Genomic DNA, 22,047 nt, shown 5'->3' with positions numbered 1-22,047 from the left:
CTCCAAGCCATTTTAGTGTTTTACACTGTTATAATCGAAATCAACATTTTTAGTGCCCAAGTCGCCTTGAAAATTTTTGGCGTAGGTCATAGTTAGATGAACGCTCTTGTCAATCCATCGAGTAGAATCATCGGTAGAGGTATCCCATACAACATCAAAATCTCTACCCAATTTACTAAAAAAAGCCAATTGTTTAGTGGCAACAGTTTCACCATTCATTTTGTAATGTATAAAAGCGATCTTCATATCCAGAATTCCCGTACCATATCTCACGATCTCTAAGCTATATGGCTTATCAGGACATTGCTCTTCGAAAACAACTTCAGGTTTAACGAATAAAAAATAACAGATCAATAAAATCGTTATGACCACTAGTATCTTAAATTTTTTTTTCGTAATAGTAACACCCCAAAAATTGCTTTTCAATAAATAGTACCATAACAAGAGACTTTTGGGAGAACCATTGATTATGATACTGTTATTTACTGTTTTGTACATCTCAACCGAAACCGTTAGATCCAAATCAGTGTCTCGCAGCTTCCTTTATGATCCAATCCTATGCACGAAAAGCCCAAATCAATGCACGAAAAAGGTAATCCAATGCACGAAAGTCAATGCCCCACGCACGAAACCCCGATTCCTATGCACAAACTCAAGTTCAAGCCAGGTCTATGCATGAACACACAGATTCAATGCACGAAAAAGGTAATCCTATGCACGAAAACAGTGATTCAATGCACGAAACCCCTAGCTCCATGCACGAACTCGAGCTTGAGCTAATCCTATGCACGAAAACAGTGATCCAATGCACGAAAATTAATGCCCCACGCACGAAACCCCGATTCCTATGCACAAACTCAAGTTCGAGCCAAGTCTACGCATGAACACACAGATTCAATGCACGAAAAAGGTAATCCTATGCACGAAAATCAGAGCGCTATGCACGAACTCAAGCCCGGGCCAAGTTCAATGCATGAAAATCATAATTCAATGCACGAAAATCAAAGTCCAATGCACTAAACCCCTAGCTCCATGCACGAACTCAAGCTTGAGCTAATCCTATGCACGAACACACAGAGCCTATGCACGAACACACAGAGCCTATGCACGAAAACAGTGATCCAATGCACGAAAATCAGAGCGCTATGCACAAACTCCATCCTTTGCCCAAGTTCTATGCACGAACAAGTAGGTTCAATGCACGAAAACAGAAATCCAATGCACGGAACCCCCAGCTCTATGCACGAACTCAATCCCAACCCAAATCCACGCACAAAAAGCCGCGACCCAACACCCGAGCCGCGCCTTAACTCTAATCATAGAACTTCTCCCAATCAAAAAGCCGCGACTCCACAACCGGGTCTCGCGGTTTTCCCTTACCCCGTATAAATCTCCCCATCCGGATACCGAATATCCACATGCGAGCGCTTGGTCACGGAGAACGCCAACGTCAGCGGACCGACCTTACCGAAGAACATCACGCACATAATCACGACTTTGCCGAAGGCGGTGAAGTGAGCAGTAGCTCCGATCGATTCACCGGCCGTACCGAACGCCGAAATGACCTCAAACAGGATCACCATAAACGGTTGGTTTTCCGACAAACACAGCAAGAACAACGCGACAAGCACCACGATCAGAGAAATCGAAATGATCGACACCGCCCGCACAATGACCTGGTGGTTGACCGTACGCTTGTTGATCACAACCTCGCGTCGCCCTTTCAAGAAGGTGAACACCTGCGCGATGATAATCATAAACGTCGTCAGTTTGATGCCACCACTCGTTGATGTACTGCCCGCGCCAATGAACATCATCAGCATGGTAAGCAGTAGAGACGCTTGGCTCAATCCGGCCGGATCAATCGTCGTTAGACCGGCGGTTCGCGGCGATATACCTTGAAAGAACGCCGCCCAGAATTTATCGCCTAGACTAAGCGGACCTAACGTATTCGGATTCGCATACTCAATAATGAAAATCGCCAACACAGCCACCGCATTAATAATCAAAGTCCCGGTGATCATGACCTGAGCATGAAGCGAAAGCTTATGATAGCGGTGTGTGGACAGCAGCTCGGCAAGCACCGTGAAGCCGATCCCACCAAGCGTAATCATCATAACCATCGTCAAATTCACAATTGGATCACCAAGATATTGACTCATGCTGCCGGGAAAAAGCGAAAAACCGGCTTGGTTGAACCCACTGATCGAGTGGAAGAGACCATAATAAAGCCCCTTGCCCCAGCCGAATTCAGGCACAAATCGAAATGCGAGAAAGAAGGTCCCAATCAGCTCAATCGCAAACGAAAAAATTAAAATCCAGCTGACCAGCCGGATCACACCGCCAATTGATGGAACATTCAGCGCCTCTTGCATCAACTGCCTCTGCCGAATCGAAACCTTCTTACCCAGTAAAATAACGAAAAACACGGCGAACGCCATAACACCGATACCACCGATCTGAATCAGCAGCATCAGAACAATCTGTCCGAAAAAGGTAAACGTCTGACCGGTCTCAAAAGGAGACAAACCGGTAACCGTCGAAGCGGATGTCGATAAAAATAAGGCATCCAGCCACGAAATCGGATGCCTTGTGGAAATCGGCAGCTTTAGAAGCAGAGTCCCAATGACGATAATGACAAACAGCAAAATGGACAGAAAGAGCGGCGGGCTGAATCTGAAGGGCTTGAGGTCAAGCGCGGAAAGTATTTTCTTCGTAGATTGCATCATATCAAACTCCTTGCCTTAAATAGGAGGAGAGCAAGAAAAAAGATCAGACGCCCTCTTTCTCAAATCGCTCCAGATCCTCACTTTTTCCGATAATCAGCAGCACATCGTCGCGCTCAAGCTTCAATTCGCCAATATTGCGGACAACGACCGCGCGGTTGCGACGGATCGCGATTACGTTGCATCCGTAATTCGCACGCACATCAATTTCCATGATCGACTTCCCAATCAGCCGATCCGTCACTTCAATTTCAATAATGCTGTAGTCCTTCGACAACTCTATGTAATCAAGAATCTTATTCGCGGTTGCCAGGTGCGCGATTCGATAGCCAATTTCAACCTCCGGACGAATGATCTTGTCCGCGCCAAGCTTCCTCAGAATCTTCTCATGATAGTCATTCTGAGCCTTCGCCCAAATCTCCTTCACGCCTGATTCCTTCAGCAGCAGCGTCGTCAGGATGCTCGCCTGGATGTTGCGCCCGATTGCAACGATCACATGATCGAAATTGCGAATTCCGAGCGCCTGCAGCACCTTCTCATCGGTCGAATCCGCCTGAACCGCCTGCGTCACGACATCCGAGTAATCATTCACTTTATCCAAATCAATATCGATCGCCAGGACCTCGCAGCCCATATTGCTCAGCTCGATGCTGACGCTTGAGCCCAGCTGACCAAGACCGATGACGGCAAATTGTTTGTTCATCATAATCTTCCTTTATTAAAGGATGCGCAAAAAAGAGTCCAAGTACCCTGAAAATAATCCGAAAAATTCATGAAAGTCACATTTACTTTATTTGAAAGAACGATCATTGTCAAATAGCCCAAGAGCATTGCGAGTACGGCGAAAACCTTAAGTGAAATCGAAATGACGAAATACTTTCTGACAAAATTCGGGATTATGGCAAAAACAGGACAAAGGACACAGACCGTAATACCGCACGTCTCATCGGTTATCTGCTCGCAAAAGACGGAGAATCTGTCTCAAGAAATGACTTGGGTTGACAAGATTCCCAACTAATCGAGTGTACGAGCTTACAAGGAATTCCACAGAGAAAGCGAGAAAAGATTCATACATGCAATTGCAGAATAAAGGAGCGAACAATAATGGCCGTATACACGTTTTATCACGAATCCGATGACAAGAGGACAATCTCTGACGCATATAACAAACCGATAGCATCGATACAAGCCAAAAGCATTGAGCAGGCAGCAGAACAGTTCAATGAGAAGTACGCTCTGAAACTCATTGACTTCGACTCATTGCTTTACGGAAATTACCGTGTGTATAGCAAGACGACACGACCGTTCTGGCACCGTGAAGAGGAAGTGTATTACGTCACATCCGAGGAATAAAATCAAAATTGGATGAAGTCATTTTCAGCAGAAAATAGCTTAACAAGTGCAAGTCAGTGACACAATGGGACATTTTTAGCACAATACTTTGAAACATATTTGTAAACAAATCGTAAATAGAGAGCAACAATATGTAATAAATGCCTTTAGAATCAACTCCCGTGACTTTCTTCCCAAATCTGCCTCTTTTCAATAAGATTAAATATGCTATAATGCTTGTAGCTTGACGAGACAAAAAATGTCGAGTTTTAGCTTCACGGCGCATATGAATAGTGTATAATGAGAGAATCTTGAGTTCTTGAACCATTCCATTAATTTATTTTTAATAGAGATAACATAGAATGTCCTCATTACTTAGCGAGACAACATCTCAGAGCTTTCACGACAAACAACAGACTATGTCTCCACTTTCCAGGGGGTTTTTTGATGAAAAAGGTCAGAAAAGCGGTCATTCCGGCCGCAGGGTTAGGTACACGCTTCTTGCCGGCAACAAAGGCATTGCCAAAGGAAATGCTTCCCATTGTCAACAAGCCGACAATCCAGTATATTGTTGAGGAAGCCGTTCAAGCAGGTATTGAAGACATTATTATCGTTACTGGTAAAGGTAAACGTGCAATCGAAGATCACTTTGATATTGCATACGAATTGGAACAGAATTTGATTCAAAAAAATAAATTAGATTTACTTGAGAAAGTGCGTGAACCATCCCGAATTGACATTCACTACATCCGTCAAAAGTCGCCGCAAGGCTTGGGTCACGCCGTTTGGTGTGCCCGTAAATTCATTGGTGACGAGCCTTTTGCGGTCCTTCTCGGCGATGACATTGTTCAAGCGGAGACTCCATGCATCAAGCAACTGATGGACCAATATGAGAAGACCGGTTGCTCTTGCATTGGTGTGAAAGAAGTTCCAGAGAATCAGACACACCGTTATGGTATTATTGATCCGAAGGCACAGGATGGCCGTCTGTTTGACGTGCGCAAGTTCGTCGAAAAGCCGGAAAGCAATCCGCCTTCCAATATGGCGATTATCGGGCGCTACGTGCTGACTCCGGAAATTTTTGACTTCCTTGATAAGAAGGAAATCGGTGCAGGCGGAGAAATCCAGTTGACCGACGCGATTCAGAAACTGAATGAACTTCAAGGCGTTTATGCGTATCAATTCGAAGGCAAACGTTTTGATGTGGGTGAAACGCTCGGATTTGTTCTGACGAACATTGAGATGGCATTGCAAGACAAGAGCATTCAGAAGGATGTTCTTAAGGGGATTGAAAAAATTCTTCACGATAATAAACTACCACTCGAATGATGGAGGATAAGACGATGGCTATGCCAAGATCACAAATCGAAGCACGCTTTGTTGAAGATATTCTGTATAAAAACCAATTAGTCAATGAAAAAAGAGGATATCTTGTTACAAAAAGGGCAATAGATATCATTGGGGCATTTATAGGCCTTGTCTTACTGTCTCCATTATTTTTAGTTGTTGCTTTACTTATTAAACTGGAAGATCCTAAAGGCAAAGTCATTTTTAAACAAGTCCGCGTAGGGAAAAATGGAAAAAAATTTAATATATATAAATTCAGATCGATGATCTCGAATGCTGAAGAATTGCTGGGTGATCTTTTGGACTGCAATGAAACAACTGGCGCTATGTTTAAGATGAAAGATGATCCAAGAATTACTCGCATTGGTCATTTCATACGTAAAACGAGTATTGATGAACTACCGCAGCTTGTTAATGTGCTTAAAGGTAATATGAGTTTAGTTGGACCACGCCCGCCACTTCCTAGAGAGGTCGTTGAGTACTCTGAATATGACAAACAGAGGCTCTTAGTGATTCCTGGATGCACGGGTCTGTGGCAGATAAGCGGTAGAAGTGATGTAGGTTTTGAAGAAATGGTTGAACTTGATCTGAAATACATTCAGAATCGAAGTTTGCTTGTTGATATTAAAATTATTCTTAAAACATTCATTGAAGTTTTTAGGGCTAAAGATGCTTTTTAATATATTTTTTAACCACGTATGTTCGTTGTCTTTTAGAAGGACTGAAAGAGTGATGAAATGACAAAAGAGAACGTGAATTTCCCTAAAGTAGTAGTTATTGTATTAAATTGGAATAACTATAACGACACTGCTGAGTGCATTCATCATCTAGAAAAATTAGATTATCCTAATTTTTCTATTGTTATTCTAGATAATCATTCGGTCGATGGGTCTGCTGAAAAACTTAAGCATGAATTTGAAAAAACGCATACAATAATTATTAATTCGGAAAATCTTGGATATACTGGTGGCAATAATGTTGGAATGAAAGTTGCTTTAAATGATGGCGCTGATTATATGTTGGTTCTTAATAATGATACCTTAGTAAAAGACCAGTTGTTCCTTAATAAAATGATTGAATTTGTCAAGGATAAACCCAATGTAGGATTAATGGGGCCAAGAATTGCATCCACTAATGGAAAATTAATTTTCACCCAATATTACAGCTCTAGATGGTGGTCAAAAATTGAGTCGAAGTATTCGTTAGAATTTGACAAATATGGGCATGAAGCAAGACTTTCATCTAGATTGCTTGGTGCGGCTTTATTAATTAATGTCAAACTAATTAATAAAATAGGCATGTTTGATGAAAGCTTTTTTATGTATTCAGATGAAGATGATCTTGCTCTGCGAGCAATTATTGATGGGTTTGATGTCGTTTATTTTCAGTCATTAACCGTTTATAGAAAAACTGAAAAAGACGGAATGGAGTATAATGTAAGATCGATATACTATACGACGAGAAATAAAGTGCATATGCTTAAAAAGAATTTAAAGGGCACTTTTAAAATTTATATGCTTATTTATAACACATTAGGTGAAATTAGAAAAATAATATTTAGATTTCTAAGAGGAAACTTCAAATTGTCATATTTCTCTGTAGTAGGTTTAATTGATGGTTTAAGGGGAACAAAGGGGCTTAATGATAAAATAAAATGAGTGATAGGTAAGGTAAGGAGAAGCAAATGTATATTAGAAATATTCCATGGAGTTATTATTTATCAGCTATATTACTTTTTTTGCTGCCAATACACTATATACTTTTTGTTATTATTTTAGGGGATATTACTGTATTTAAATACTGGAAAGAAATTGACCTTTTTATTATTTTCTTGCTGACTTTTTTTTCCTTACTTAAGTCAAAAAAAGGTATCTTTTCTATTAATTGGACGTATCTTTTTATTGCCTTGTTCACTCTAGTATCTCTCTACTATACAGTCATTTCAGATATTAAAATGACTGCCTTGTATCATGTGAGAATCTATGTTGAACCGTTTATATCATACTTTGTGTTTAAAAATGTTAGTTTAAATATCAATCGATACAATAAATTGTGTCGTGGTTTGTTTTATTTAACAGTTTTAATATCTATATATGGTATTTTTCAATCATTAGTTTTAAAACCTCAATTTTTAGTTTGGTTAGGGTATCCCAGCAATAATGGTCAACTTGGGGATGTTTTTTTCTTGTCGGGATTCCCAGATTTTCAGAGGGTTACATCAACCTTTGTTTATCCCAATACTTTTGCTTATTTCCTAGGTATGATTATTATTTTGGTTATTGTACAGATCAAAAAAATAATCATAAATAAAGGGCTGGTTATTGCAGGGTTGGCTATATTCTTTATCGCAATGTTTTTAACTTTTTCTAGAAGTAGTTGGATCGGAATATTAGCGACATTGGCAATTTGTGGGATTTTTAAATTTATTGAAAATAACATTAATTCATTGAAAAAGTTTCGACTTAACAAAAAAATTGCTGGTATTAGTGCCTGTATTATAGCAATTCTAGCTGTTTTTCTGTATGTGTTTAGAAATTACGGAATTATAAAGATATTCATTCAATACATGCATAAGACTTTTTCTTTACGTGACACATCAGCAGTCGGTCACATTGTTTCTATAAATAATTCATTGAGTACAATTAGGGATCATCCATTTGGAACAGGTTTAGGGACAAATGGTCCTAAGGCACTGCTTAGCATGGCAGCACCCCACCTAACCGAATCATCATATTTTTTGATGATTTTTGAAGTTGGTATTATTGGTGCAATTTTATATTTTGCAATTTATTTTTCTGTACTCGTACGATCATTTTTACTAACTAGGTCTGCACATAATGAATTTGTGAAAAACTTAGGCTTTTTCAATATTTGCTTAGTCATATTTTCGCTAGTTGTTTTTTTCTTTCTTCCGCATATTCAAGATGTTGAAACGTTAATTTTTCTGTTTTCTCTTTTAGGTATCCATGAAAATGTGAATTTAATTAAGAGCACAAGAAATTTAGAAGGTGAACATCATTAAGATACTGCATTATACATTAGGTTTGCCACCATACAGGACTGGTGGGTTAACAAAATATGCAACAGATCTAATGATTAGCCAGCAAAAAATGGGACATGAAATTTTCCTTCTTTATCCTGGTCAAATAAACTTATTTGGAAAAGAAAAAATTAGCGAAAATAAAAACTTTAAGGGAATTTGGGTATTTGAATTAGTCAATCCACTCCCGGTTCCCTTACGTGGTGGGGTAATTAACCCAACAGCTTTCATGAAACCATTGAGTAACCAAGAACTTTTTAAAGATTTTTTAAATAGTATTAATCCAGATGTAATACATGTACATACTTTAATGGGGATTCATTGCGAGTTTTTTGATGCAGCAAATAATTTGGGAATTAAAACGGTATTTACGACCCATGATTATTTTGGTATTTGTCCAACAGTAAATTTATTTAAATATGATTCAAAAGCATGTATTGACTATGATGAGGGACTAGGATGTGCAATTTGTAATTCAAATTCTTATAGTTTACCTTTAATTAGAATTATGCAATCTCATCTTTATAAACAAATGAAAAACAGTTCAATGATCAAATCAATTAGATCAAGAAGAAGTAGAGTACAATTCTCTGAACCAAATACCCTACAAGAACCACATATTTCTAAACCGAATTTACTACAATATAGAGCCCAATACTTTCGTGAATTGAGAATGTATTACGGAGATATACTTAGAAAAATTGATTTAGTACTTTATAACAGCAGCACAACAAAGGAAGAGTATGAGCATTACTATTCATTAAAAGGAAAAGTAATTCCAGTTACCAGTTATAACATTAAAGATAATAGACAAGTCAAAAAATACGATGAAAACTCAATTTTACATATAACTTATTTTGGGCCTCTTGAAAAATATAAAGGATTTTTTATGCTATGTGATGCGCTGAAAATTTTACTTGATAAAGGAGTTACCAACTGGGAGCTGAACGTTTATGGTAATGGATCAGAAATATCATTGAAAGGTATAGCAGAGCATGTAAAGTATCATGGGCGATATCAATTCAATCAGCAAGGTGATATTTTTGAACATTCTGATCTAGTGATTGTTCCTAGTTTATGGAAAGAAACATTTGGATTAGTAGCACTTGAAAGTCTATCATATGGGGTCCCGATAATTATCTCAAAATTAGTTGGCGCAAAAGACTTTGTTCAAAACAATGACAATGGTTTCATAGTTGAACCAAATGCAGAATGTCTAACTCAAGTATTTGCACGAATTCTTAACAATAGAAATATTTTAAGTAAAATGAATAACAATATTTGTTCAGGTGATTTTGATTTTTCAATTGAAAATCATGTCAAACGAATACTTGATACATACAAATATATTGAAAAGGATAATTCAAAATGAAACATATTTTTATAATGGGCTCGAAAGGAATACCAGCCAGATATGGTGGCTTTGAGACGTTTGTAGATCAGCTGACAGCAAGGAAAAAAAGTAGTGATATTAAATACTATGTCTCATGTTTGGCTGATAACAATGAAGAGCAAGTTTATAATGGGGTACATTTGATAAATATTAAGGTTCCAAATATTGGTAGCGCTAAAGCACTACTATATGATCTGTTAAGTCTGCGAAGAATTTTCGATTATATTCAAAAAAATCAGCTGCGTGATTGTGTTGTTTACATACTAGCTTGTAGAATTGGACCATTTATTGGTTACTACAAAGAAAAATTATCAAAATTAGAGATAAAAGTCTATGTAAATCCTGACGGACATGAGTGGAAACGCAGCAAATGGTCAAAGCCAATTAGATTGTATTGGAAATTTTCAGAACGATTAATGGTAAAAAATGCAGACTTGCTAATTTGTGATTCAAAGGGTATTGAAAAATATATTTTGAATGACTACTCTGAATATAATCCAAAAACCGAATTCATTGCGTATGGATCAGATTGTATACCTTCAAAGTTGTCAGACACTGATTCTCAATTAAATAATTGGTTTAATAAACATAAGATATCAGCAAATGAGTTTTATTTAATAGTCGGTAGATTTGTTCCTGAAAACAATTATGAATTAATGATTACAGAATTTATGAAGTCTAAATCCAATAAAGACTTGGTTATTATTTCCAATGTTGAAAAAAATAAGTTTTATGATCAATTACTTAGAGTAACAAATTTTAAAAAAGACCCTAGAGTTAAATTTGTGGGTACGGTGTATGATCAGAGCCTGTTAAAAAAAATTCGCGAACAGGCGTATGGATATTTTCATGGACATGAGGTTGGTGGCACTAATCCTTCATTACTTGAGGCACTTTCCTCTACGAGAATAAACATATTGTTAGATGTGGTTTTTAATAAGGAAGTAGCCGAGGACGCCGCTCTCTATTTTACAAAACAAAGTGGTAGTCTATCTGATATAATAAAAAAAGCAGACAATTTAACTGAAAATGAAATTAATCACTTTGCGGCAAAAGCAAGGCAGCGTATTGATGGCTTCTACTCTTGGGATATTATCGTTCGTAAGTATGAACATCTTTTTCTAAGCTTAAATAAGTGAGGTGTTTTTTGTGATTAAATTGCTTATTATTTCACCTTACGCACCATACGATAAAGTAAGTCATGCTGGAGGACAAATTCACAATTTTTATTTGAAAAAATTTAATAATGATCATAACTTTGATGTTCGATTAATCACATTTGCTGAGAGTATTGAGGTACCAAAACTTGATTTGCAACATTATAAAGTTAATTGCAATTTAACAGTAAAATCAAATAAAATTATACATCGAATAACAAGAATTCCAGATCGAATAATGCGAACAGTTAATATATTTGATCGGTACGGGGGCATTGTTAGCAGCTTTTTTAGAAATAATGTAATACGGATCTTAAAAAAAATAAAAAATGAAGATTATCATCCTGATGTTATAATTTTAGTTTGGACTCCAACAGCTCTTCTTGTTAATGAGGTGAAGCGTTTTTATCCAAACGCGAAATATGTAGCATTTGAACATGATGTTTTTTTTCAAAATTTGAAGCGCAAATGTCTGGTAGAAAGTGATCCCTTAAAGAAAAAAATGAAACACAAAAAATATTCTAATGAATTACATACTGAATTGAACGCTCTTAAAAGTGTAGATCAAGTTATTACACTGAATTATAAAGATAAAGAACTACTTGTAGCAAAAGGGATCAATAATCAAAATATTGATGTGGTGGCTCCTTATTTTCATTTTATGAAAGATAAGTTCCCTACAATTAGAAGTACAGAAAATGATATTGTTTTTTACGGTGCTATGTCACGCCCAGAAAACTATGAAAGTTGTATATGGTTTATTGAGAATGTTTTTAACAAGCTTGTCAAAAAGGATCCCTTACTAAGATTTGTGATTGTTGGTTCGCATCCCAATGATAGTTTATTACGGTATAAAAGTGAAAAGGTAATTATTACTGGATTTGTTGATCATCCAGAAAAATATCTATTGAATTCTCTATGTATGGTCGCACCATTATTTGTAGGTGCAGGAATTAAAATTAAAATACTGGAAGCAATGAGTGCAGGCATCGTTGTTTTAACTAATAAAATTGGAATAGAAGGAATTCCTGCTTCTGATGGGGTTCATTACCTACATTGTGAGACGGATTCAGAATACATCCAAGCGATTGTTCAACTCAAAAAGAAAAAATCAATTCATCAAGATATTGGTGATAGTGCGAAGAAATTGATAGCAGAAAATTATAACGTTGAGGAAAGTTATAAACATTACAGTGAATTAATTCTTAAACTTATGGACTAAAGTAAAAAAATTCGGAGACTATGTTATGAATATCAAGAAAATATTAAAGAATGCCGTATACTTGTTAATGGGCAATATGGGTATCCGTATTATAACTGCTGTAACGATAATATTACTTGCTCGATATTCAAGCCCTAAAGAGTATGGAGCTTTTGCAATAGCAATTGCTGTTTCAACGGTAGCTGGATATTTTTCTGATGCAGGAATTTCAAATACCTTCATTAGAGAGGCAGTAAAAAAGACGGCCAACATGGAAGTTCTTCTTGGCAACTATTTAGTGTTGCGAATTCTATTTGGAATAATTGCATCAGTAATTACATTTGTATTTGTTCATTCGTTTTATACAAATCAACATTTAATTGACATAATTAATTGGATTGTATATCCAACAATTTTCGGAACTACTTTAACTGGTGTATCCACAACATTTTTTCAAGCAAAAGAAAAAATGGGTTTAAGCTCTTTAATGATTGTCATACAAGGAATTGCCTACAGCTGTGCTATAGGTTATGGAATGTTAGCTAAAATGTCTATATTAAGTATATCCATCTTATATGGAATAGCATTTATAATAACGGGTGTTTTTTCTTTAGTATTTGTTCTGTTCTTCTCAAAAATTAGAAGAGGTTGGAACAGTGCCATATTAAATCAATTACTTGCATTCACTGTTAATGGAATAATAATTATGACATTACCTCAATTAGGTCCAATTCTTTTATCAAAAGTTATACCACTTAGTGATGTAGCATATTTTTCAACAGCGTATAAATTTCCTTCAGTTTTATATCAAATACCTGGTGTAGTGGCAGTAGCATTCTATCCAAAACTCTTCAAACTTGGAAATAACAAGGAACTAAATAACAAACATAGATCTCTGTCTTTGGTTGAATTAAAGATAATGTCATTCCTCGGTATAGCCATATCAATTCCATTTATTGTCAGCCCTAACTTTTGGATTATTAGCTTGCTGGGACAAAATTATGCATCTGCAGGACCAGCACTAGAAATATTAGCATATATTGTTATTCTTCAATCTATAAGTTATCCTGTCGCGGACTACATAACTACTAAAGGTGAGCCGTACAAAAGAACTCTGGTATTGATTATTAGCTTTGTTATCGCCATTTGCAGCTATATGTTGTTAGGTAAGGAATATGGTTACATGGGGGGAGCAATAGCTAGTATTATTGTTGAATTAGGACTGTTAGTTGGCTATTCAATCATGATGAAACGCGGACTTCTATTTATATTAAATGGTATCAAATTTAATGTTCTTTCATTTTTGGTTACATTAGTTATTGCTAAATTTATTCCTAATTTCAATTCAATTATCTATATGACGATTTCAGTTCTATGTTATATGCTATTTGTATTAATTTTAGATCGGAAAATGTTTATTGAAATTAAAACATTTGTTCAAGAAAAATTTCGGAGTAAGGGAGAAAATCATTCATAATTGGAAAGGGGTAAGTAGACCGTGATAAGTAGAGAAAGTATTTCAAAACGGTTTGTTGTGATATGTATTGTCAGTGCGTCCTTATTAATCCTTCTCTTTTCAATTTTACTTGCTAACAACATTGGTAAAACTAGATTTTTAGGTACTCCAAGTGTTACATCTGCAAATGGATTTAATTTTAATATTGAAAATATAAATATTGATCAATCTTCGAATACGCTGCAAATCAAAGGCTGGGTGTTCATTAAAGGAGAATCCATTGACACAGTCAATACAAATATAGTATTAAGAAATACTAAAACAGGTAAGTGTTACCAACTTCCGACACAAATGATGCGTCGGCCGGATGTAGCTCAACAATTTAAGAATGCTGAAGACTATTCGAAAAGTGGATTTTTGTCGATAACAAAGATAAACAAATTAGATTCATCTAAATATGACATTCTTTTAAAATATGGAAACGATAATAAAAATATTTTAATACGAACGAATAAACAAGTGATAATCTGAAGGGGTTAAGCTTAATGAGATCCAAAATTAATAATGGATTACTGAAAGTCTATCAATGGGATTATTATCCAATAATAGTTTTTACTATAATTATGGTTTTTCTCCATGCAATGATGCAAATAAACCGAGATGATATTGGATTTGCAACAGTTTTACACGGCAATAGTCTTTTACCATGGCTTAAGTTTAGATATTTAAACTGGTCCTCAAGATTAGCAATTGAGGCTTCGGAAGCAAGCGTCTTATATCTTAATTATATAGTTTGGAAAATATTGGACATTTTATTTTTTGTCTTGTTAGCAGTGTCTTCCTCAAAACTAATAGCGACTCCTCAAAATGCTCGGCAGATAAATTGGTTTATTATTGCGTCATTATTGATTTTTCCCATCCAAGATCTTGCTACTGCAGGTTGGGCATCAACAACAATGAATTATCTGTGGACACTTTCATTAGCGGTTACAACATTTATTCCTGTAAAAAAAATATTGCTTAAACAAAAAGTTAGATGGTATGAGTATCTGTTATGTATGATTGCCCTTGCTTATGGATCTAATCAAGAGCAGATGGCAATTGGATTATTTATTATTTATTTTGCTTTTCTTGTTTACTATGTAATTTCCAGAAAAAAAATATCAGTTTACATGCTAATACAGTTAGTTATTATTGGAATCAATATATTGTTAATTCTAAACAGTCCAGGTAACTTGATAAGAAAAAATTTAACAATTAAAAATGATTTTCCTGATTATACAATGCTATCACATCTTGATAAATTCCAATTAGGTTTTTCAAGCTCATTGGCGCATATTATTTTTTCGCCTAACCTGACTTTTTTCGTATTTAGTGCACTGCTGGCTATAGTTGTTTTTAATAAGTTCAAAGATAAGTTATTCAGAGTTATTGCGATAATTCCAGTCCTGTCGCAGATAACATTTGGACTGTGTAGTCCGATAACTACTCAACTTTTTCCTAATATAACAGGTAAAATATTTCGACCAATGTCACAATATGGTTATGTTAGTGTTGAAAACTACTTTTTTCCACAGGTCTATATACCAATAATTTTATTAGGCCTGATCAGCACATCTGTATTGATTTCGTTATATTTAGTGTTTGAGAATAGTAAAACTACGTTATTAACGGTATTAATAATACTAGTAGGATTTGTTTCAAGATTGATGATGGGTTTTTCGCCATCCATATGGGTTTCTGACCTTAGAACGTTTGCATTTATTCATTTTTCATTTGTTATCTGTTCAATAATCCTATTTAATAAAATGTTGGATGATCATTTAATCAATAATAAAATAGTATATAGTATTATTTTTCTAACAACTCTATCGAGTATAAATATATTCTTATTTACTTATTAATTTATTACCCGTATAAATCTTCTAAATGAATAAAATGGGGGTGTACAAAATTAATAGATCAGTTATGGTGAAGAGTTTATATCTTAGCGTAGTAATTCTTTTTGGATGTCTGTTCATATCAAATCATGTATTTGCATTCGATGATACTAAAGCTTCGGAAGAAACGAAAACTTCAATTGGTGAAATTGAAAATCCAGTTAGTAATGCAAACGTATCAGGTGACATTAACATTACCGGATGGCTTCTAGATCAAGAGGATATAAACAAAATCGAAGTAATAATTGACAAGACAGTTGTAGGAAACGCTACATACGGGTTACAAAGAGAAGATATAAAAGAAATTCATCCTGAATTTAACAATAGTTATTCAGGATACGAATATAAATTGGACTCAACACAATTCACAAATGGTTTGCACAGTCTTGAGATAAAAGGACTTACTGTTTCTGGAAAAGTTGATCAATTAGAAACAAATATAGTTATTAATAACGAAATTAAGAAACAGAACTCTTTGGAATCAAGTACGAGTAATGAACAGAATGAGGACCCAAATGACAATACAAATATAGATCTAAATAGATCACTGTCGACACAAAATCGATCTGTCAAGGGGTACCTTGAAAAGCCAATAAATGAAGAAGTGGTTAGTAAAGATATCAATTTACAAGGCTGGTATCTTGATCCATCTGAGGTTGCTTCAGTGGATATAGAAGTGGATGGTAACAGGGCCGGAAGTGCCAATATAGGGTTACAGAGAATCGATGTTGCACAAATTTATCCTGAATATCAGAATAACAATTCTGGATTTCAGTATACCCTAAATACTAGAGTATACAAAAATGGATTTCATACATTGAGAATAGTTGAAACTGGGAAAAATGGTAATACAAATATTATCAGCCAAAGAATTAATGTTCAAAATTTACCTGCTATGGGTTATGTGGAAACACCAAAAGATGAGGAAGGTATTCGCTCTGATTATAACATTAGAGGCTGGTTCTTAGATGGAAGTGGAGTACAGAAAATAGAAGCCTTTATTGATGGCTGGTATGCTGGAGAAGCATTTTATGGTATTAAACGAAGTGATGTTCAAAATGTATTCAATAAGTACGATAATGAAAATTCCGGATTTCAATATACGATAAATACCAGACGATATAAGAATGGTGAACATACTCTAACTCTTAAAGAATATTCGAATAATGGTCAAACGACTGAAGTAAATAAGAATATAAACATTCAAAATTTGCCCTCTATAGGGAATGTTGAAAAGCCTCAAAATCAAGAACAAATCAGTGATAATGCGAATATTAAAGGCTGGTATCTTGATGGAAGTGGAGTAAAAAAAATTGAAGCTTATCTGGATGGTTGGTACGCTGGTGAAGCTATGTACGGAATTGAACGTACCGATGTGAACAATGTGTTTCGAGAATATGAAAATAAAAATTCTGGATTTCAATATACTTTAAATACAAAACTCTATACAAATGGTGAACACACAATCACATTTAAAGAAACCTCAAACAATGGTGGAACCAGTGCAATCAATAAAACGATTAAAATACAAAATCTACCTTCGATAGGATATATAGAAGAACCGCAGAAGGATGGACAGATACAGGGTACGACTATTTTAAAGGGTTGGTATTTAACTGGCAGCGGGATAAAAAAAATCGAAGCATACATTGATGGCTGGTATGCTGGAGAAGCATTTTATGGAGCTGAGCGGGATGATGTCCTAAATGCTTATCCAGAATATAAAAATAAGTATTCCGGATTTCAGTACTTATTGGATACAAGTCACTATATGAATGGGATTCATTCAATTACTTTTGTTGAAACATCACAAAATGGAGAAACAAGTAAAATTTCTTCAGAAGTAAACATTAATAACCCACCAGCAATCGGAGTAATTGAAACACCCAATACAAACCAGATTGTTCAAGGGATCGTGAAACTTAGTGGCTGGTACTTGGATGGAAGTCCAATATCAAAAATAGAAGTAATTGCTGATGGTGTTAGTATGGGAGAGGCAAAATATGGCTTTCAACGTGGGGACGTGGAAAGTGTATATCCAATGTACAATACTTGGAATTCTGGTTATGAGTATTACCTTGATACATCAAGTCTCTCAGCTGGAGCACATACTTTAACTGTTAAAGAAATCGCAGTTAATGGTCATACGGATAGCCAAAGTATCACAATATACGTAAGTAAGTTTGAAAATGGAGCTTTAAAAAAGGGGATTGATGTTTCTCATTATCAATATGACAATAATAAACCATCAATTGATTTTAATGCTGTGAGAAATTCCGGAGTCAGCTTCGTCATTGCTAAAGCAACAGAGGGATCAGAGGCTGGAAGCGCCATGATTGACAATACTTTCCAAACAACCATCAACAATGCTAATGCAGCTGGTTTGCAAACTCATGCGTACCATATGTTTCGTGGGGTTTCTGAATCAGATGCGCGTGAAGAAGCACAATGGTTTATAAAAAATCTGCGAAATCTTCCAGTGAATGGTTACTTATTTGTCGATGTCGAATATAAGTGGTTAGATGGTGATGCTACTAAATTAACAAGTTATGTAAATGCATTTCTGGATGAATTGTACAACGCGGGTTATCACAACTTAGGCATATACACAAATTATTATTATATGAAAGATCGGTTAATTGAATCAAATCTTCGACCGGGAGTATTAAAATGGATTGCAAGATATAATGATACCCTAGGCCGAGATGCTGATATTTGGCAAAATACAAGTTCAGGTAGTGTTCCGGGAATCAGTGGGGATGTAGATATAGATTATTCCTATTCAACTGCTTTTTAACATGAAGCATTTGCTCACGAATGATTGCTTGATTGTGGGAAGTGTTCTGTTTACGTTTATATCTGCAATTGCTTGTTAATCAATTGATCGATATAATTAATCTAGTTGTGATCTAACAATAATTTATTAGGGATGTGCGTCACATATGAAAGGTATCATTCTAGCTGGAGGAAGTGGCACTCGCCTCTATCCAATTACTCGCTCGATATCTAAACAATTAGTGCCTATCTATGATAAACCGATGATTTATTACCCTTTATCAGTCCTTATGTTAACTGGTATCAGAGATATTCTCATCATTTCAACGCCAAAGGATACCCCACGCTTTCAAGAATTACTTGGAAATGGGTCAGATTGGGGGATTCATTTGGAATATAAAGTGCAGCCAAGTCCGGATGGACTAGCTCAAGCCTTTATTATTGGCGAGAAGTTTATTGGCGATGATCAAGTTGCATTAATTCTGGGAGATAATATATTCTATGGTCATGGATTTACTGAGACTCTTGAAAAGGCCGCTGCACAAAAAACAGGGGCAACCGTATTTGGCTATAATGTTAAGGATCCGGAACGCTTTGGTGTTGTTGCCTTTGATGAGTCAGGTAGGGCGACCTCGATTGAAGAAAAGCCTAAGGTACCTAAGTCAACCTATGCGGTTACAGGACTTTATTTCTATGATAATCAAGTGGTCGATATTGCCAAGAATATAAAGCCTTCTGACCGTGGTGAACTGGAAATCACCTCCGTGAATGAAGAATACCTCAAACAAGGGAAACTGAGTGTTGAGCTGCTTGGCAGAGGATTTGCCTGGTTGGATACGGGCACGCATGAATCGTTGCTTGATGCTTCCCTGTTTATACAAACGGTTGAAAAGCGTCAGAGCCTTAAGGTGGCTTGCCTTGAAGAGATCGCATATCGAAAAGGCTATATTAATACGGAAAAACTGTATGAATTGGCGCAACCATTAAAGAAAAATGGCTATGGTCAGTATTTGCTTCGATTAATTGAAGATTAATTATAAAATAGTTTAGGCGGGTGGAAACAGTGTCAAAGATAAAGGTTACAGATACTTTCTTAAAGGGCGTCAAGATCATCGAACCCAAAGCGTTTGGTGATAATCGCGGCTATTTTATGGAAAGCTACAATGCAGAAGAATTCGCTGAAAACGGAATACATACAAAGTTTATTCAAGACAATCAATCACTATCCAGTGAACCAGGTATTGTACGTGGACTGCATTATCAATTGAATCCTAAATGTCAGACCAAGCTGCTTCGTGCACTTACCGGAGCAATCTTTGACGTGGTTGTCGACATTCGCAAAGGGTCACCAACCTTTGGCAAATGGGGCGGATTTATTCTTAGTGAATACAATAAGCGACAATTGCTCATTCCAAAGGGGTTTGCCCATGGCTTTTGTACATTGACTCCTAATTTCAACGTCTTATATAAGGTTGATGAATACTACGCACCAGAATACGATCGTGGGATTATGTGGAATGATCCGGCAATTGGCATTGATTGGCCGGTTAGCAATCCAATTCTTTCTGAGAAGGACAAAAACCATCCACTATTGAAAGATGCGGAAATCAACTTTGAATTTGGAGCTGAAGACTAATGAAATTACTCGTAACAGGCGGCGCTGGATTTATCGGCAGCAACTTCATACATCATATGATTAAGTTCCATCCGGAAGATACGATTGTCAATTATGATTTGTTGACCTATGCAGGCAATCTAGAGAACCTAAAAGATGTTGAAGACCATCCGAATTACCACTTTGTTCGTGGTAATATCTGCAGTCGTGAGCTTGTTGAATATGTTATTGATCAATTTGACATTGATACGGTCGTGAACTTTGCTGCAGAATCGCATGTAGACCGCAGCATTACTGAACCTGACATTTTTGTGAAGTCCAATGTATTGGGCACACAGACTCTACTTGATGTGGCGAAGAGCAAAAACATTCATAAATACCTGCAGATCTCGACAGATGAAGTGTATGGATCGCTCGGTTCGGACGGCTACTTTACGGAAACGACACCACTCGCACCAAACAGTCCCTATTCCGCAAGCAAGGCGTCTGCAGATTTAATGGTTCGCGCTTACTATGAGACTTTCGGCTTGAACGTGAACATTACCCGCTGCTCTAACAACTATGGTCCGTATCATTTCCCGGAGAAACTGATTCCGCTCGTGGTCACGAATGCATTGGAAGGTAAAGAACTTCCGGTTTATGGTGACGGCAAGAATATTCGCGATTGGCTGTACGTCGAAGATCACTGTGCCGCAATCGATCTCGTGCTTCATCAGGGCAAACCGGGCGAAGTTTACAATGTCGGTGGACATAATGAAAAACGCAATATTGACATCGTTGAACTGATTGTTGATACGCTGGGCAAATCACGGGATCTGATCAAGCACGTTTCAGACCGTCTTGGACATGACCGTCGTTATGCGATTGATCCAACAAAAATTGAAACAGAACTCGGCTGGAAACCACAGTATAATTTCGACTCTGGTATTAAAGAAACCATTCAGTGGTATCTAGATCACGAAGACTGGTGGCGCAAGATCAAGTCCGGTGAATATATGGATTACTACAAGAAGCAGTACGGAGCAAAGAGTTATGTCAAATAAGGTACTAGTTACAGGCGGACATGGTCAGCTCGGCACAGAACTGACTCTTATGCTTCAGGAAAAAGGATTCGAGACCTACAACCTAGGTCATCAAGAGTTGGACATTACTGACTTAGATCAGGTTCGCCAAGTCTTTGGCGAAATCAAACCGGACGTTGTCTGCCACACAGCTGCTTATACTGCCGTTGATCAGGCGGAGACAGACCGAGATGGAGCTTTTCTTGTCAATGCAATCGGTACCCGTAATGTTGCGCTTGCCTCGGAAGAAATTGGTGCAAAGCTAGTTTATGTGAGCACAGACTACGTCTTTAATGGCGAGAAAAAGAGCGCGTATTCTGAATTTGACTTTCCGTCACCGCTTGGGGTTTATGGACAATCCAAATATGCAGGTGAGCAGTTCGTGCATGATTTTCACTCGAAATTCTTCATTACACGTACATCCTGGGTGTACGGTCAATATGGCGGCAACTTTGTGAAGACCATGTTGAACTTAGCCGAAACTAATGATCAGCTTAAAGTGGTTAATGATCAAAGGGGCTGCCCAACGTACACAAAGGATCTGGCTGAAAAGATTATTGAACTCTTTCAGACGGACAAATATGGTGTGTATCACTTATCGAACTCTGGTAGCTGTACATGGTACGAATTTGCTAAAGCAATTTTTGAGATTAAAGGAATAAATGTCACAGTTAATCCATGTACAACAGAAGAATTTCCACGACCGGCGAAGCGCCCGAAAAATTCGGAGTTTGAGCACTTGGCATTGAGTTTGAATGGGTTTAAAACAGTAAGACCATGGTATTGGGCTATAGAAGAGTTTTTAAATACTTTTTAAGTATTAGGTAGAAACAGCGTACATAAATATTGATAAATGTGCGCTGTTTTTGCTTGATATTTCTAAATGGTAGCGGTAGGGCTTTTTTGTGAAGTCATCGTGGTGTCCACTGTAAATGTATTATGTTATAAATAGTAAGTTTATTAATTGTAATTGAAAAGCCTTAAAATGAAATCAATGCACTTTA

The 22,047-nt window shown here is 36.6% G+C and carries 19 protein-coding genes; 16 read left to right on the top strand and 3 right to left on the bottom strand.

What is annotated here, in order from left to right; genetic code table 11:
• Window positions 1–12 precede the first annotated feature (12 nt).
• The 3 genes from NOM01_RS06040 to NOM01_RS06030 all read right to left on the bottom strand — a co-directional run bounded on the left by NOM01_RS06040 (window position 13) and on the right by NOM01_RS06030 (window position 3,432).
• Window positions 13–522 (bottom strand): hypothetical protein, encoded by a 510-nt coding sequence (locus NOM01_RS06040; RefSeq protein ID WP_255747278.1) that lies wholly within the window; start codon window positions 520–522, stop codon window positions 13–15.
• A gap of 854 nt (window positions 523–1,376) precedes the next feature.
• Complete coding sequence (locus NOM01_RS06035; protein WP_255747276.1) at window positions 1,377–2,726, bottom strand: TrkH family potassium uptake protein; 1,350 nt, start codon at window positions 2,724–2,726, stop codon at window positions 1,377–1,379.
• Between the two features lie 46 nt (window positions 2,727–2,772).
• Window positions 2,773–3,432 (bottom strand): potassium channel family protein, encoded by a 660-nt coding sequence (locus NOM01_RS06030; RefSeq protein ID WP_304654791.1) that lies wholly within the window; start codon window positions 3,430–3,432, stop codon window positions 2,773–2,775.
• 398 nt (window positions 3,433–3,830) lie between these two features.
• Here NOM01_RS06030 and NOM01_RS06025 point away from each other — a divergent pair, with 398 nt between their 5' ends.
• The 16 genes from NOM01_RS06025 (at window position 3,831) to rfbD (ending at window position 21,860) form a co-directional block, all read left to right on the top strand.
• Complete coding sequence (locus NOM01_RS06025) at window positions 3,831–4,079, top strand: hypothetical protein (protein ID WP_255747273.1); 249 nt, start codon at window positions 3,831–3,833, stop codon at window positions 4,077–4,079.
• Window positions 4,080–4,505: 426 nt separating this feature from the next.
• A complete protein-coding gene (gene galU / locus NOM01_RS06020) occupies window positions 4,506–5,387 on the top strand; it encodes a UTP--glucose-1-phosphate uridylyltransferase GalU (protein WP_255747270.1) in 882 nt (293 codons plus the stop codon).
• A 20-nt stretch (window positions 5,388–5,407) separates the two neighbouring features.
• On the top strand, window positions 5,408–6,085 hold the full coding sequence (locus NOM01_RS06015; protein ID WP_255747409.1) for a sugar transferase: 678 nt from the start codon (window positions 5,408–5,410) through the stop codon (window positions 6,083–6,085).
• Window positions 6,086–6,142: 57 nt separating this feature from the next.
• Complete coding sequence (locus NOM01_RS06010) at window positions 6,143–7,063, top strand: glycosyltransferase family 2 protein (protein WP_255747267.1); 921 nt, start codon at window positions 6,143–6,145, stop codon at window positions 7,061–7,063.
• A 26-nt stretch (window positions 7,064–7,089) separates the two neighbouring features.
• Complete coding sequence (locus tag NOM01_RS06005) at window positions 7,090–8,427, top strand: O-antigen ligase family protein (protein ID WP_255747264.1); 1,338 nt, start codon at window positions 7,090–7,092, stop codon at window positions 8,425–8,427.
• Complete coding sequence (locus NOM01_RS06000) at window positions 8,414–9,817, top strand: glycosyltransferase (RefSeq protein WP_255747262.1); 1,404 nt, start codon at window positions 8,414–8,416, stop codon at window positions 9,815–9,817. The genes NOM01_RS06005 and NOM01_RS06000 overlap by 14 nt, the downstream gene beginning before the upstream one ends.
• Window positions 9,814–10,977, top strand: a complete 1,164-nt coding sequence (cps2T, locus tag NOM01_RS05995) for a beta 1-4 rhamnosyltransferase Cps2T (protein WP_255747259.1) — start codon at window positions 9,814–9,816, stop codon at window positions 10,975–10,977. The genes NOM01_RS06000 and cps2T overlap by 4 nt, the downstream gene beginning before the upstream one ends.
• Before the next feature lie 10 nt (window positions 10,978–10,987).
• Window positions 10,988–12,217 carry a glycosyltransferase gene (locus NOM01_RS05990; protein ID WP_255747256.1) on the top strand — a complete coding sequence of 410 codons (1,230 nt, stop codon included), beginning with the start codon at window positions 10,988–10,990 and terminating at the stop codon, window positions 12,215–12,217.
• A gap of 25 nt (window positions 12,218–12,242) precedes the next feature.
• Window positions 12,243–13,673 (top strand): oligosaccharide flippase family protein, encoded by a 1,431-nt coding sequence (locus NOM01_RS05985; RefSeq protein ID WP_255747253.1) that lies wholly within the window; start codon window positions 12,243–12,245, stop codon window positions 13,671–13,673.
• 21 nt (window positions 13,674–13,694) lie between these two features.
• Window positions 13,695–14,183 (top strand): hypothetical protein, encoded by a 489-nt coding sequence (locus NOM01_RS05980; RefSeq protein WP_255747250.1) that lies wholly within the window; start codon window positions 13,695–13,697, stop codon window positions 14,181–14,183.
• Between the two features lie 14 nt (window positions 14,184–14,197).
• Window positions 14,198–15,556: a DUF6056 family protein gene (locus NOM01_RS05975; protein ID WP_255747248.1), complete on the top strand. Its 1,359-nt coding sequence runs from the start codon at window positions 14,198–14,200 to the stop codon at window positions 15,554–15,556.
• Window positions 15,557–15,623: 67 nt separating this feature from the next.
• Window positions 15,624–18,389 (top strand): Ig-like domain-containing protein, encoded by a 2,766-nt coding sequence (locus NOM01_RS05970; RefSeq protein WP_255747245.1) that lies wholly within the window; start codon window positions 15,624–15,626, stop codon window positions 18,387–18,389.
• 145 nt (window positions 18,390–18,534) lie between these two features.
• A complete protein-coding gene (gene rfbA, locus NOM01_RS05965) occupies window positions 18,535–19,401 on the top strand; it encodes a glucose-1-phosphate thymidylyltransferase RfbA (RefSeq protein ID WP_255747244.1) in 867 nt (288 codons plus the stop codon).
• Between the two features lie 38 nt (window positions 19,402–19,439).
• Window positions 19,440–20,003 carry a dTDP-4-dehydrorhamnose 3,5-epimerase gene (rfbC, locus tag NOM01_RS05960; RefSeq protein ID WP_255747408.1) on the top strand — a complete coding sequence of 188 codons (564 nt, stop codon included), beginning with the start codon at window positions 19,440–19,442 and terminating at the stop codon, window positions 20,001–20,003.
• A complete protein-coding gene (gene rfbB, locus NOM01_RS05955; protein ID WP_255747242.1) occupies window positions 20,003–21,025 on the top strand; it encodes a dTDP-glucose 4,6-dehydratase in 1,023 nt (340 codons plus the stop codon). The genes rfbC and rfbB overlap by 1 nt, the downstream gene beginning before the upstream one ends.
• Window positions 21,015–21,860: a dTDP-4-dehydrorhamnose reductase gene (gene rfbD / locus NOM01_RS05950; RefSeq protein WP_255747240.1), complete on the top strand. Its 846-nt coding sequence runs from the start codon at window positions 21,015–21,017 to the stop codon at window positions 21,858–21,860. Before rfbB ends, rfbD begins: the two co-directional genes overlap by 11 nt.
• Window positions 21,861–22,047: the final 187 nt, after the last annotated feature.

This window comes from Sporolactobacillus sp. STSJ-5, from assembly GCF_024385605.1.
Taxonomy (GTDB): Bacteria; Bacillota; Bacilli; order Bacillales; family Sporolactobacillaceae; genus Sporolactobacillus.
Note: the sequence above shows the minus strand (reverse complement) of the source record. Positions and strands in the feature narration are given on the sequence as shown.